Raw genomic sequence first — 14,490 nt, 5'->3', positions numbered from 1 at the left:
AACCAGTTTTATTCGACGATTTGTTTTCCAAAGACCTCTTTTTCCAAACGACTGACACGTTTTAAGATATCATAGTTTGAAGCCGAAGCAACATTGGCATTCGCACGTGATGGCTCACTTGTCGCACTTGCGTATGCTGGGCGACTTGCAGGAGCTGATGAAGCTTTAGCCTTAAGTTTTGCATTTTCTTCTTGCAATTCCTTAACTAGAGCAATATAGACACCGTAATCTTTGATTACATCATCTAAAAACTCATCAACTTCTTTTTTATCGTAGCCACGCATGCTTGTTTTAAATTCTTGTTCGTAGATTTTCTTGGGCGTTAAATTAATCTTAGCCATTTTTATTCTCCAATACTTGTCTTATCTAACTTACTAATACTTTACTGTCTAATATTTTTATGATACAGAAAAAAATATAAAAATGCAAGTTTAAAACTCAATTATATCCTATTCCGACATGACCTCATTGAGGTCATCAAAAGTCAGTCGAAATACGGGATAATCCCTTGCTTCTATCATCATACCGTAAAAATATTTCAGATTTGTTTCATTTTCAGGTTCATAAAATAAATAAGCCTGATCTGTATTGTCAATGAGAAACTGATTAAATTGTTTAAACTGGGCTGGAGATTGGTAAGCGGGAAAGCTATACTTGACAAAATCAACCTGCTTAAAGGCTGCCAGTTTTGTTTGATTCGCTTCATTCCAAGTCTGACCATGCGTTTCAAAAGGAAAGAGCGTCGCTAACCTCAAAGGATAGTCTTTCTGAAGTTCTTTGGCCACCTCTAGTGCCCAAAATTCAAAACCGAGGTTGCCGGTAAAAATCATCCAATCCACACCATCATCCAAGAAACGCTTAAAATCACGTTTAATTGCTTTCTTGATAATGGTTACTTTAGGGTCCTTGTCTTTAAAAATACCGAGTTCAAAGCTCTTATAACCAGTTACCAGTAGTGATGTCATTTATTGTTTTCCTCGTTCATTTTATGGTATAATAAAATAGTCTTTATGCATATCTTATAAAGAAGAAGGGAAAGAAATGGTAAACTATCCCCATCAGATATCTCGTAAGATAGCACAAGTACGTCCTAAAAAATCAAATAGAGTTGACTTTGCCAATCGGGGTATGAGCTTTGAATCTGCTATTAACGCGACTAATGATTACTATTTGTCGCGTGGTTTAGCCGTTATTCATAAAAAACCCACTCCTGTTCAAATTGTCAAAGTCGATTATCCCAAACGCTCACGAGCAAAGATTGTAGAAGCTTACTTTAGACAAGCCTCTACTACCGACTACTCTGGTGTTTACAAAGGATACTACATTGATTTTGAAGCCAAAGAGACACGACAAAAGACATCCATGCCTATGAAAAACTTTCATGCGCATCAAATTGAGCACATGTCTCAGGTCATCAGTCAAGATGGGATCTGCTTCGTGCTACTTCACTTCTCGACGCTTAAGGAAACCTACCTTCTGCCTGCCAAAGACTTGATCGCTTTTTATCAAATTGATAAAGGGACGAAATCAATGCCTCTTGATTATATCAAAAAAAGAGGCTATGCAATTGCAGAAGCAGCTTATCCTCAAGTTCCTTATTTAGAAATCATTGAAAAATTATTAGGTGGTAACACATAATGGCTAAATTTAATTTCAGCAACTTTAAAGAATCACTTAACGGTTTGACTAAACGTGCTAAAAACATCAAGATCAAGCGTTCAGATTCTTCTCGCTATAGCAAAGGAAAACGCTCTGCTGCTTCAGACCAAAGTTTGGGCTGGCGTATTGCAAAATACGGATTTATTGGACTACTCACTTTCTTTGTAGTCTGTGTCATCGCTGGTGGTAGCCTCTTTGCCTACTATGTTAGCAGTGTTCCTAAACTTACCGAGAACAAACTGCAATCAACAAACTCAAGTAAGATTTACGATGCTAACGGTAGTCTTATTGCCGACTTGGGAGCTGAGAAGCGTGAGAGTGCATCAACAGATGAAATTCCAACAACTCTAGTTAATGCCATCACCTCTATCGAGGATAAACGTTTCTTCACACACCGTGGGATTGACGTCTATCGTATCATGGGGGCAGCTATTAACAACCTTCGACGTAGCAGTACCCAAGGGGGGTCTACACTCGACCAACAGTTGATTAAGTTGGCTTACTTCTCAACTAACACTTCTGACCAAACCCTTAAACGTAAGTCACAAGAAATCTGGTTGTCACTCCAAATGGAGCGTCAATTCACTAAACAAGAAATCTTGACCTTCTATATTAATAAGGTTTATATGGGTAATGGTTACTACGGTATGAAGACTGCGGCTAAATCTTACTTCGGTAAGGACTTGAGCGACCTCTCTGTTGCCCAAGCAGCTCTTCTTGCTGGTATTCCACAGGCACCAACACAATATGACCCTTATGCTAATCCAGATGCTGCCAAAGAACGTCGTAACACTGTTCTTGACGAAATGTATGAAGACAAGAATATTTCTAAAGAAGAGTACGAGCAAGCTAAAGCAACTGATGTATCAGATGGCCTTCTTCCACTTACGAAGAAAGCTAGCTATGAGCCATACTTAGATAACTACATCAAACAAGTTATTGAGCAGGTAGCTACTGATGCCAATGCTGATATCTACTCAGCAGGTCTCGACGTCTACACTAACCTTAATCCAGATATTCAAAAATATATCTGGAACGTCTATAATACTGATGACTATATCTACTATCCAAATGATAGTTTCCAAGTTGCTTCTACTATTATTGATGTTACTAACGGTCGTGTTGTTGCTCAATTGGGATCACGTCACCAAGATGAAAATATTGCCCTCGCTACTAACCAAGCTGTTCAAACAGACCGTGACTGGGGTTCTACAATGAAACCAATCACTGACTATGCTCCTGCTATTGAAAAAGGTGTTTATACAAACACTGGTACGACTGTTTACGATAATCCTTACAATTTCCCAGGTTCTTCAACACCAGTTTACAACTGGGACCGTAAGTATTACGGAAGCATTTCATTGACTTATGCGCTTCAACAATCGCGTAACGTAACAGCCGTTAAAGCTCTTCAAGCTGTTGGGTTGGACTATGCCCAGTCCTTCTTGAAAGATTTAGGTATTGAGTATCCAGAAATGTTCTACTCCAATGCCATCTCATCTTCAACATCATCAGCAGATCCTAAGTATGGTGCATCAAGTGAGAAAATGGCCGCAGCCTATGCAGCCTTTGCAAATGGTGGTACTTACTATAAACCTTCTTACATTAAATCAATCAAATTTGAAGACGGTTCAACAAAATCATTTGATTCTAAAGGTGTTGAAGCCATGTCACCACAAACAGCTTACATGATGTCAAGCATGTTGAAACAAGTAATGACAGGTGGTACAGCGACTGAAGCCTATGTCCCTGGTACGTTCAACGCTGCTAAGACCGGTACATCTAACTATGGTGACGATGAATACTACAAGGTACAAAAAGAAAGTGGCGTCTACGCTTACCTTATGGTTCCAGATGAAACTTTCGTTGGTTACAATACCAAGTATTCTATGGCGATTTGGACAGGTTATAAAAATCGTAAAACACCACTTCATGATTCAGACCTTGATATCGCTAAACAAATCTATGGTGTAACAAGTAGCTACCTTAACCAGATGTATGGTGCGGGTTCTGAAGATTTCGATATGCCTAGCGGTGTTTATAATAATGGTAGCTATGTCTTCCTTACTGGTTCTTCAACATCAAATGTTTACACAGGATCACTTGGAACATCTAGCTCATCATCAAGTTTAGACTCAAGCCAAAGCAGTGACTCATCAAGTTCACAAGATAGTCAACAGTACGGTCCTGATGCTTCAACAAATCCATCGACATCGGCCTCTTCTAATGGCTCTGAACATTCAAATTCAAACACTGCTATAGCAGAAGAATAAGAAATAAGAAGGGTTATCCGATTGGATAACTCTTTTTTTACCGATAGATTTTAAAGAAACTATAAAAAACACTGGAAAATTTCCAGTGTTTTCATGTATTATCTTATTTTGAAGCAAGGGCTCCCATTGGATCCCAAGGAGCAAGTACTTGTGGCTCTGCTTCATAAGCTGCCAATTCTTCAGCTGTAAGGAAGTCTTTGCGGACAACGATTTGATAAGTGTATTCATCCATCCAGGCATCAGAAGCGACAAAGTAACCTTTTTGTCCAACCTTGTCTCCCCAAGAGTTTTCAACCTTCCATTTAACAGGTTTGCCATCGGCATCCAAATCAACCCCAGTCAATACCATGGCATGAGTCATGAGAGATTCACTGTAGTCCAAACGTCCTGCCTTATCTTGAGTCAAGTTAATATCCATGCTAGCTGTAAAGTCATAAACATTAGTTGCAAGAATACCTTTTTGACGGTCTGAAACTTGACCAACATCTGAACCAAACCAAACAGTTTCTCCAGCCTTCATCTGTGCAATAGCAAGTTCTTTGAAACGATCCATTGGGAGGTTAATATAACGAACACTTGGTGCACCTACTACATTACCCAACATCTCAACAGTATAAGATTTTCCGTAAGGTTTATCAACTGTTGGAGCGTTGATAACTGATACATAGTCGCTGAGTTTTAGACCCACATATTTTTCAAAGAAAGCTTGTGGTGTGATATTTTTCTCAGATTGATAGTTGTCATCCTTATCTCGGTAGGCAAAATCAAACTGACGTGGTGGTAAACCGAGAGTCATGGCAAGATAATTGAAAATTTCTTGAAGAAGCTCTTCCTTCTTAGCTTGAACAGTAGCCTGATCAGCACCACCTGCAATTAGGTCACGTAAGATTTGAGCATCTTGACGAAGGAGCTTATTGAGATATTGGTTAAGCTCACGACTATTGCTTGAAGATACAGATTCTGGATAAACCGATTTTGGTACAACACCGTATTTTTCAAAAAGTGATACGACCATATCCCATTGTCCACCATCTTGTTGAGGGGTATCCAAAAGGAATTTAACCTTACGACTGCCAATCTCTTGATCTGCTGTGGCAATAATTTGTTCCAAGAACCAGTTCGATTTTTCATACTTGTCCCAGAAGAAAGTGTGCGCTTGAGAAAGTTCGAAACTTTCCAATTTAAAGTCTGAGATTAATTTATGACGGAAAGTATTTAGTGCCGCAAACATCCAGCAACGTCCTGAAGCTTTCTGGTTAGACACCTCATCTTTAGTCAAATCGATTGAGAAAACATGGTCGTTTTCAACTTCTGATTGACGTGTTTCGATGGATTTGAGCAAGCCATTATGAGTTACAGCATTCTCAATAGCACTGTACTTGGCATTGGCCTCATATTCTGCAAATAGTTTATCTGTGAAATCTGTTGATAGTGAAGTCATAAGATTCCTCCTTTTAAGCCTTATTCCTCTCTATTTTATCACTAATTTCTGAAAATTCAATTTAAAAATAACCCTAGGTTTGACCTAGAGTTACGACAATCTTATTCAACTTTATTAAACTTCGTTTCTGGTACTGGTTTCGTTGGTTGACAAGACATGATAAGGAGGACAATGCTTCCAATCAATGAGAAGATAACCAAAATTGGTACAAGCCCTATATAACTTAGAAGTACCCAAGCCGGATGAAAGCCTGCATCTCTTAAACGACGGATTTGTAGAGACAATTGAGGGATAAGTTCAATTAAGCTAAAAAGAATGAGTGGCCAAGCATAGGTAATAATTATTTTTTGCAGTTCAGTCTGATTATTCAACAGAGCTGGATCACTAAGGTCAACATTACTGAAGAAAGGAATAAGAACACAAAAAACAGTAAGAATAGTGATAATAATGACATTAACCAAGTAAGCCCACCAGTAGTCTGGACGAGTCGAACGTCCGCTAAAGTCAAAGGCACGTTTCCAAAAATCAATATAAGCTTTGATCATAATTCATTTCTCCTCTTATTTCCAAAACTCATCAAAAATAGTGATTGGCAAGTGACGTTTATGTTGACCTTTACGCCACCAAGACTCAATCGTTTCCTGGGCTTTGGCTAATACTTCCTTGCCTTCAAGGTAATCATCAATTTCACGGTAGGTCACTCCAAGTGCCACTTCATCAGCAATTCCTGGTTTGTCCTCTTCCAAGTCCGCTGTTGGCACTTTTTCATAAAGGGCCTTGTCCGCACCAAGTTCTGCAAGAAGGGCTGCACCTTGACGCTTGTTTAGACGAAAGAGCGGCAAAATATCCGCACCACCATCGCCAAATTTTGTGAAGAAGCCAGTAAGGTTTTCAGCGGCGTGGTCTGTCCCGATAACTGCCCCACTATTTTCTCCCGCAACCGCGTATTGGGTAATCATACGTTGACGGGCCTTGATATTACCCTTATTAAAGTCAGAAACGTTTACGCCTGCCTTGGCAAGTTCAGCAACCTGACCATCTACAGCTTCTTTGATATTAACCGCAAGACTCACATCTGGCTTAATAAAAGCAAGAGCACGTTGGGCATCATCTTCATCTGCTTGGACACCATATGGCAATCGAATGGCGATAAACTGATAGTCTTTTCCTGTCTCTGCACGAAGCTCTTCAACGGCAAGTTGGGCTAGACGGCCAGCCAAGGTAGAATCTTGACCTCCTGAGATTCCCAAAACATATGTTTTAAGGAATGGATGTTTGAGCATGTAGGCCTTCAAAAAATCAACGGATTTTCGAATTTCTTCCTTTGGATCAATTCTAGGTTTAACGCCTAGTTGAGCAATAATAGTTTCTTGCAAAGTCATAATTTCTCCTTTTACTCTGACAAGTCATGGGCTTTCTTACGGACATTATCAATCAAGGTCATCTTGTTATCCCATACGTCTTTGGCCAAGTCAACTGGATAATCTTGAGGGTTTAGCACGCGCTTGTACTCATTCCAAAGCTCATCCAATTCCTTAGTCGCATAAGCCTTGATTTCATTAAGACTAGGCAAGTCATAGATGAGTTGACCCTTATCGTAGATTGGGACCAAGAGTGGTACTGCATCAAAATCACGAACAGTCTTATTAATGTAGGTGTATGTTGGGTGGAACATATTAATTTCTTCTAGAGCATTAACATCCGTGTCTGCGAAAGTGATATAGTCACCTTCTGATTTGCCCTTAGCACGACTCGTAATACGCCAGACTTGCTTCTTACCTGGTGTTGATACCTTCTCAGCATTGTTGGACAACTTGATAGTATCATGCATGACACCCTGATCATCCTCGATTGTGACAATCTTGTAGACAGCACCCAAGGCTGGTTGATCATAGGCAGTGATAAGCTTAGTACCCACTCCCCAGACATCAATCTTGGCCTTTTGCATCTTCAAGTTGAGGATGGTATTTTCATCAAGGTCATTTGAAGCATAAATTTTGGCATCAGGGAAACCGGCAGCATCCAACTGCTTACGGACTTGCTTCGATAGATAAGCCAAGTCACCTGAATCAAGACGAACACCCAAGAAATTGATTTTATCACCTAGCTCTTTAGCTACACGAATAGCATTCGGAACACCAATCTTAAGGGTGTCATAGGTATCCACAAGGAATACACAGTCCTTATGAGTTGATGCATAGGCTTTAAAGGCATCGTAATCATTGCCATAGGCTTGAACGAGAGCATGAGCGTGAGTACCAGAAACTGGAATGCCGAAAATCTTACCGGCACGAACATTTGATGTCGCATCCGCACCACCAATCACGGCTGCACGCGTTCCCCAGATTGCTGCATCCATCTCTTGTGCACGACGTGTCCCAAACTCCAATAAAGGAGCATCTTCAATGACAGAGCGAATGCGAGCTGCCTTGGTAGCAATAAGAATCTGGTAATTGAGGATATTTAGCAAGGCAGTCTCTACTAACTGACACTGGGCTAAGGGACCTTCCACTTGGAAAATCGGTTCATTAGCAAATACCAAATCACCCTCAAGGGCTGAATTGATAGTCAACTCGAGTTTTAGGTTGGCTAGATAGTCTAGAAAATCCTCAGGATAACCTAACTCTTTTAGATAAGCAATATCAGTTTCTGAGAAAGTCAGATTTTCAAGATAGTTGACAATACGTTCCAGACCTGCGAACACAGCAAAGCCATTTTTAAACGGAAGTTGACGGAAATAAACTTCGAAAACGGCCTTTTTATTGTGAATACCTTGGTTGAAGTAGACTTGCATCATATTGATTTGATACAAGTCAGTGTGCAAGGTTAAACTGTCATCTTTATACATGGAATTCCTCCAATCGAATAGGTACTTATTTTTTGTTACTAATAGCTTGTATATGTTGACTATTATAGCATTTTTGGGCAATTGTCTCCACTTTTCAGAAAGTTAATTATTGTTTGGATTTTCCGATTATTCTACTGATGATTTTGACAAAAAAGAGCAGCCTGGTGAGACTACTCTTCATTTCTATTCATATCTTAGTGACTCGACAGGGTCCATTTTACTGATTTTACGTGCTGGAAGGTAGGCTGATACATAGCCCATCAAGAGCGAGAAGCCAAACATGATGAGAATTGATGTCAGATTTAGATCAAATACCTTGCTGACACTTGGGTAGAGATGTGAAACAATCATGTTGGCCAAGCTTCCAATCCCCTGTGATACAAGTAGGGCAAGAGCCAGTGAGATACCCGTAATCCAGAGTGCCTCATAAACAAAGATAGCTTTCACGTCACGATTAAGGTAACCGACAGCCTTCATGACACCAATCTCTTTTGAGCGTTGCATGATATTAATATAAATGATAATTCCAATCATGACAGCTGAAACTAGGATAGCTTGTGACGAAAGGATAATCAAGAGTGCTTGGATAACACGGATGAATTTAATAATGACATCGAGGATGGCCTGCTGTGAAAGAACTAGGTACTTCTTGTTTTTCTGTAACTTTTTAGTGACTTCCTTAGTCTTGGCTGGATTCTTAAGCTCCAAAAGCATGTAAGAGACTGTTTTAGTAAAGCCATTTTCTTTGAGCAACTCTTCCAATTGTTTGGCTGGCATATAGCTATTGCTCTCTTCAGCATCCTCGCTGTCATCAACAATACGGACAATCTTAGTCTTGATATCTGCTACTTTAGTTCCCTCAGCAGTATTTTCAACAATCTGAGCTGAGATTTCTTTTCCGATAAAGTCTTTAGCCTTGAGCTTCTTCCCTGTTTCTTCATTGTAATGTTTGACAAAACTCATCGGAAGGGTTAATCCCTTTTCATCTGCGGATTTAAAAGGCTTCCCGGCTGAAATCTTATCCTTACCATTGCGAGATGTAGATATTTTTGTGTTCTTGTAGAGACTGATAACCTGAGAATAGTTAGGAAGGTCCTTGCTGAAATCCATGGTCTTACCATCAAGGGTAAGACTTGCCATGTTCATTCCAAAGGGGCTCTCCAAATATTTAATATCATCACTCTTAATCTGACTACGAATAAACTTCTCATCATCCGCATTTAGAACCCCTCGGGCTGCTGATTTAGCACTAAGACTAATCTGAATTTGGGATGGAATGTTACCACCATCGGTACTGTCATTAATCATACCAACAATAGCATTCCCCAAACCAAAGGAAATTAAAACACCGATAAAACCAATGGAAGTTGCCGTCGCAATCAAAAGATTACGCCACTTACGTTCCATAAAGTTGCTCAATGACAATTTAAGTTTATTCTTGAGGGTCAATCCCTTATTTTTCGATTGTTTCAACGACTTCACCATCCTTCATTTTAATGACAACATCCGCATAATCCGCCACTTCAGGGTTATGGGTTACGATAATCACAGTTTTGCCTGCCTCAGCTAGCTCTTTAAAAATTTCGAGAACATTTTCCTGAGACTGAGAATCAAGAGAACCAGTCGGTTCATCAGCCACAATCATTTCTGGATTATTAACTAGGGCACGGGCAATGGCCACACGTTGTTTTTGCCCACCAGAAAGCTGCTTAACATTTTTCTTGATAAATTCTCCGATTCCAAGACGGCTGAGCTCCTTTTCCGCAATCTCGATCATCTCTTTATCAGTCATATTTTTAACGTAAAGAGGCATCTTGACATTTTCAAGGACTGATTGATGAGGGATAAGATTGAAATTTTGAAAGACAAAGCCAATATGGGCCTTTCTAAAATAGGTCAGGTCACGCTCTGAAAAATCACGCATGTTCTGATTCTTGAAATACAGATTTCCCTGATACTGACTATCCAAGCCGCTAATAATACTGAGCAGACTGGTCTTACCACAGCCAGATGGACCGTAGATAGCAGTGATCTTTGCTGGTGCAATCTCAAGTGTAACATCGTTCAAAGCGCGCTCTTGGTTCGTACCGTCGAGATCATAGTACTTTGAGATGTGGTCAATGGTTAAAATGGACATGGTTTCCTCCATAAATTTGATTTAAATTAGAGTTTGGTTAAATTTCAGCTGATTATCTGCATGAAAATTTCAAGCAAAATAGCAGAAACACTTAACTAATCGCCTTCTAAAACGATACATTAATTATAAACATTAAATGATTATAAAAATAGTGACATAAATGTCACTATGGCATGAGAAAAAGCCAAATTCCTTAAGACTTTGGCTTTGGCTTTAGTTTATTGACAATAAATACGAATAGCTTCTGCGAGAAAAACTGCAGTCCCTGATCCCCCGACTTTATCGATAAAACTAGAAAAGCGATTATCTGTTTGGTACATCTGACCTAGACCAGCTAATACCGTTTGGTCACATGGATAAAAATGCTGACTAATATAGTCTTGTAACACCTTTACTTGTTCCTTAACACTATTGTCATCAGGATTAGACTCCTTGAGCTGTCCAAAAGTAGACATAATTGCAGTCATCTCTTTTGTGACTTCAGGGAAGGGCTCCTCTCCCTTAGCCGCAAAAGCTTGATAAGCTTCTGTCTGACCCCATCTAGCCTGAGCTTATTGCTGAAATTCTTCCATAGCTTTTTGATCAAATGCTTCAAATGACATTTCTTCTTCCTCCATTTGTAAGGCCTTAGCATGAGCTATGACGGCTTCTAAATGGGACTTTTTCAGCTCTAAAAGCTTGATTTGATCCTTAAGCGCTTGGACTTTGTCATAGCCTGCTTGACCTACGATTTCCTTAATTTTTTTTAGAGGAAAGTCTAACTCACGGTAAAGCAATATTTCCTGCAAACGGACAACCGCATCGCGATTATAGTAACGGTAACCATTTTCAGCCACAATTGATGGTTTCAGCAAATCAATTTCATCATAATAATGAAGGGTGCGCACACTGACACCTGATAGTTGGCTCACTTCTTTTACAGATTTCATTAGAACTCCTCTCTGATTAAGAGTATAGGCTATGACGTGGCGTGAGGGTCAAGGGGCAAAAGAGTCTTTTTTGAGGTTCGTATAATTTCTTACTTTTCTTTCTTTTTCTGGCTTCGACGATGTATTAAGGCTTGATTAATACGCTGTGTTCTCATATGCATTTGCCAAATGAGGTAAAGCCAGATAATAATATAAACGGAAATGAAGACAATCCATATGATAGGATTCAGCACAGCATCAATCCAACCCGCTATTAGACAAGTCCCTATCAGTACAATCGCCGTCAACAAGAAATGCAAGATTACTCTAAGTCTGTAGGACATACGGTCAAGGTCTTCCAAAATCCACGAGAGCATCCCCATTAAGCCACTCATCATAAAGAGGGCTAAAATATTTCCCACACTAACTTTTGGATAGATAATCTGGGGAAATAATTGACCTAGTAAAAGAAGTGCAAGGTAGAAGAACGATCCCGTTCTCACGCCGGATACAAAGTAAGCAATAAAACGTTTCATAGGTTCCTCCTAGACCCCTAAATAATCCATCAAGGATTTGACATATTTTCGGCTGACACTAGACTTCACTCCACCTGTCATTTTGGCCATCATATTGCCAGAAAAACTATCCGATAGGGATTCCAAATGGTCTATATTCATAACAGCATGACGTGATATCTGTAAAAAACTTCGACGATTGATGCGATGCTGAAAGTTTGTCAGTGTCTCTTTCATCGTATAGGTTTTGTCTATTGTATAAATCGTTAACACATTCTTATCAATCTCAGCTAGGATAATGTCATCAATTTTTACCATAACCAAATGATCATCCGTTTTAATAGGAATCACCACTTGATTTACAACTGAAAATTGTTCGAGGTAATCCATTACCTCTCGTGCTTGATCAGATAATTGCTCTGCTTGAATGACCACACAGGGGTCCTTTGTCGAAATATCTGACTTTTCTTCAAAACGAAGTTTCATTCCTATTCCAACTCTCACTTATTTTTTCTTACTAGACTTTTTCACTAAAACAGCCCAAAGAATGCCTACTAGAAGAATACCTCCTAACACTATAAAGTAAGTATTTTCCTTTGTCAACAACTCTTGCCACTTGAGTTGAACACCCATTTTCTCTTGGAACTCTTGACGAAGATCATCTTGACCTTTAAAGGTCTCACTTAATGTTTCATTCATGAGGACTTGCCGATAAAGTGCAGCAATATAAGTTGCTGGGGTACATTTCATTAGTAGTTGAGCAAAATTAGGTAGAACGCCCAAAGGTACATAAGTCCCTACCAAAAAACCAGAAGCTGTACCCACTATGGTCGCAAACTTCCCCAAACTGTCTACTGATTGGAAAAAATAAACAAAAATAGCATTCACTAAGCTAGAAAGCAGGCTACTAAGCAGCATGATGAGGAGCACCTCAGGTAATAGAGAAAGGGTTGGAACTTCTCTAAAATAGCCACACATCAGTACATACATTAGGACTTGCATGAAAAAAGAGATGATGATTGCGCTCGTTAGATACGAAAATGGTAACCGCCACTTCCCTTGATCCGATAAATAAAGATCCTGATCTACTTGATGTTCACGATCCTTTACTAGCTGAGTCAGGGCAGCCAGACTTGTCGTAATCCCTGTCACAGCCAGCGTCCCACTCATTAACCAATTATTTAACACAGGAGCACTATTGGGAAGCTGAGCCCAGGCATCTGTTAGATTTTTTTGAAGAAAAATAATATAGAGAATAAAGGAAATCAAGGCTCCCAACAAGGAGAAGAAAACACCTGAACGATTCCTAAAATACAATAAAAAATTTCGCTTTAGTAAGGCTAGCATTAGCGAACCTCCCTTCCTGTAAGTGCAATAAAGGCATCATCCATGGTCCCTGGACGAAACTCAAAATGGGCTAATTTATCTCTAACTTGTACCAGGTAATCAATGGCTTCCCTTTCACTCTCGGGTTGAAAAATATACTCCAATTGACCTTGTTGCTCTACTGACATTCCCGAAGCTTTGAGACTTTCTATCTGCTGTCTCTCCTTGAAGCGAATCTTCAAGATATTTTTTGCATACTGGCTCTTAATATCTAATGCCGATCCTTGAGCAATCACTTTCCCATGGTCCACAATATAAATCTGATCAGCTTCATCTGCTTCATCAAGATAATGCGTGGTCAGTACAACGGTCATCCCCTCTTCCCTCTGCAATTGATAGAGCAAATCCCAAATAGACTTACGAGTTTGGATATCCAAACCCGTTGTTGGCTCATCCAAGAATAATATATCTGGTTGTGAGAGAAGTGCACGCGCAATGTCAACCCGACGCTTTTGGCCACCTGAAAGCGTCCCGTATTTTTGTTTTTGGAAAGCTGATAGACCTAATCGATCAATGAGATCTGACACACGATTAGGTTTAAGACCTTTATACTGTTTAGCACGAATAATCAGATTTTCCCTAACTGTCAGCATCTCATCTAAAACACTGGTTTGGAAGACCACACCAATTTTAGTACCTGGTTCATAGATAATTTCGCCTTGCGTTGGCTGTTGCAAACCAATCAACATGGAAATTGTCGTCGATTTCCCCGCCCCATTTGGTCCTAGAATCGCATTAAACGTCCCCTTTTCAAACTGTAGGTGAATATGATCAACCGCCAGATGATTTCCGTAACGTTTGCTTATGTTTTTAGCTTGTAAAATCATGTTCTCTCTCCTTTTGATAGAACCAGTCTAGCAAAAAAGCCGTTATAAAAACGGCTTTTGGGGATAAGTGGTCAAAATGAGAGTCCAAGTGGTGAGATGGAAGAGATAAAAATGAGGACAAATTTATTGCAGCCATTCTTTACCCCATTGATTCAAGTCCTTTAAAATCGGCATCAATGATTTCCCTTTTTCTGTCAGCTCATATTCTGTATGAAGTGGCATAGACTCATAATCATATTTTTCAACCAATTGCTTCTCTATTAAAACATCTAGTCCACGTGTCAAACTGATAGTTGTAATCCCTTCAACTTCTCTTCTCAATTGATTGAAACGAACTTTCTTATGCTTATTTATAACCCATAATATATTCATTCTCCATTTCCCACCAACCACATCTAATACCCGAGACATACTGCAATTCCATTTTTTATTTGTTAACATTTTTTCTCCTTACAAAAATGTGCCTACTATTCAATTTATTTGTAGAGTATTATAA

The 14,490-nt window shown here is 39.5% G+C and carries 15 protein-coding genes and 1 pseudogene; 2 read left to right on the top strand and 14 right to left on the bottom strand.

Features of this window, described 5'->3' with window-relative positions:
• Window positions 1–8: 8 nt before the first annotated feature.
• Together gpsB and H7T99_RS02155 are read right to left on the bottom strand one after the other, a co-directional pair.
• Window positions 9–341 carry a cell division regulator GpsB gene (gene gpsB / locus H7T99_RS02160; protein WP_037600233.1) on the bottom strand — a complete coding sequence of 111 codons (333 nt, stop codon included), beginning with the start codon at window positions 339–341 and terminating at the stop codon, window positions 9–11.
• Window positions 342–449: 108 nt separating this feature from the next.
• A complete protein-coding gene (locus tag H7T99_RS02155; RefSeq protein ID WP_037600231.1) occupies window positions 450–965 on the bottom strand; it encodes a DUF1273 domain-containing protein in 516 nt (171 codons plus the stop codon).
• A gap of 76 nt (window positions 966–1,041) precedes the next feature.
• On the opposite strand from H7T99_RS02155, the gene recU reads away from it, so the two are divergent.
• On the top strand, window positions 1,042–1,638 hold the full coding sequence (gene recU / locus H7T99_RS02150; RefSeq protein WP_002886506.1) for a Holliday junction resolvase RecU: 597 nt from the start codon (window positions 1,042–1,044) through the stop codon (window positions 1,636–1,638).
• Window positions 1,638–3,932, top strand: a complete 2,295-nt coding sequence (gene pbp1a / locus H7T99_RS02145; RefSeq protein WP_037600229.1) for a penicillin-binding protein PBP1A — start codon at window positions 1,638–1,640, stop codon at window positions 3,930–3,932. Before recU ends, pbp1a begins: the two co-directional genes overlap by 1 nt.
• 103 nt (window positions 3,933–4,035) lie before the next feature.
• On the opposite strand, the gene pepC is transcribed toward pbp1a, so the two are convergent.
• The 12 genes and pseudogenes from pepC to H7T99_RS02085 form a co-directional block, all read right to left on the bottom strand.
• Window positions 4,036–5,373, bottom strand: coding sequence for an aminopeptidase C (pepC, locus tag H7T99_RS02140; protein WP_037600226.1), 1,338 nt, complete (start codon window positions 5,371–5,373; stop codon window positions 4,036–4,038).
• A 101-nt stretch (window positions 5,374–5,474) separates the two neighbouring features.
• Window positions 5,475–5,918, bottom strand: coding sequence for a DUF805 domain-containing protein (locus tag H7T99_RS02135; RefSeq protein ID WP_037600222.1), 444 nt, complete (start codon window positions 5,916–5,918; stop codon window positions 5,475–5,477).
• A 15-nt stretch (window positions 5,919–5,933) separates the two neighbouring features.
• Complete coding sequence (gene nadE, locus H7T99_RS02130) at window positions 5,934–6,755, bottom strand: ammonia-dependent NAD(+) synthetase (protein WP_037600220.1); 822 nt, start codon at window positions 6,753–6,755, stop codon at window positions 5,934–5,936.
• 11 nt (window positions 6,756–6,766) lie between these two features.
• Window positions 6,767–8,221, bottom strand: a complete 1,455-nt coding sequence (locus H7T99_RS02125; RefSeq protein ID WP_037600217.1) for a nicotinate phosphoribosyltransferase — start codon at window positions 8,219–8,221, stop codon at window positions 6,767–6,769.
• A gap of 183 nt (window positions 8,222–8,404) precedes the next feature.
• Window positions 8,405–9,706: an ABC transporter permease gene (locus H7T99_RS02120; protein ID WP_073688879.1), complete on the bottom strand. Its 1,302-nt coding sequence runs from the start codon at window positions 9,704–9,706 to the stop codon at window positions 8,405–8,407.
• Window positions 9,675–10,358 carry an ABC transporter ATP-binding protein gene (locus tag H7T99_RS02115; RefSeq protein WP_037600215.1) on the bottom strand — a complete coding sequence of 228 codons (684 nt, stop codon included), beginning with the start codon at window positions 10,356–10,358 and terminating at the stop codon, window positions 9,675–9,677. The genes H7T99_RS02120 and H7T99_RS02115 overlap by 32 nt, the downstream gene beginning before the upstream one ends.
• Before the next feature lie 218 nt (window positions 10,359–10,576).
• Window positions 10,577–11,287: pseudogene (locus tag H7T99_RS02110) on the bottom strand (MerR family transcriptional regulator).
• An 89-nt stretch (window positions 11,288–11,376) separates the two neighbouring features.
• Complete coding sequence (locus tag H7T99_RS02105) at window positions 11,377–11,802, bottom strand: DUF3021 family protein (RefSeq protein ID WP_037600208.1); 426 nt, start codon at window positions 11,800–11,802, stop codon at window positions 11,377–11,379.
• A gap of 9 nt (window positions 11,803–11,811) precedes the next feature.
• Entirely contained in the window at window positions 11,812–12,267 is a 456-nt protein-coding gene (locus H7T99_RS02100; protein ID WP_002883621.1) for a LytTR family DNA-binding domain-containing protein, read from the bottom strand.
• Between the two features lie 18 nt (window positions 12,268–12,285).
• A complete protein-coding gene (locus tag H7T99_RS02095; RefSeq protein ID WP_037600205.1) occupies window positions 12,286–13,128 on the bottom strand; it encodes an ABC transporter permease in 843 nt (280 codons plus the stop codon).
• A complete protein-coding gene (locus H7T99_RS02090; RefSeq protein WP_037600202.1) occupies window positions 13,128–13,994 on the bottom strand; it encodes an ABC transporter ATP-binding protein in 867 nt (288 codons plus the stop codon). Before H7T99_RS02090 ends, H7T99_RS02095 begins: the two co-directional genes overlap by 1 nt.
• Before the next feature lie 123 nt (window positions 13,995–14,117).
• Window positions 14,118–14,435 carry a winged helix-turn-helix transcriptional regulator gene (locus tag H7T99_RS02085; RefSeq protein ID WP_051677006.1) on the bottom strand — a complete coding sequence of 106 codons (318 nt, stop codon included), beginning with the start codon at window positions 14,433–14,435 and terminating at the stop codon, window positions 14,118–14,120.
• Window positions 14,436–14,490: the final 55 nt, after the last annotated feature.

The organism is Streptococcus sp. 17.1 (assembly GCF_016648655.1).
Classification (GTDB): domain Bacteria; phylum Bacillota; class Bacilli; order Lactobacillales; family Streptococcaceae; genus Streptococcus; species Streptococcus salivarius_E.
This window is presented reverse-complemented; position numbering and strand designations above follow the sequence as displayed.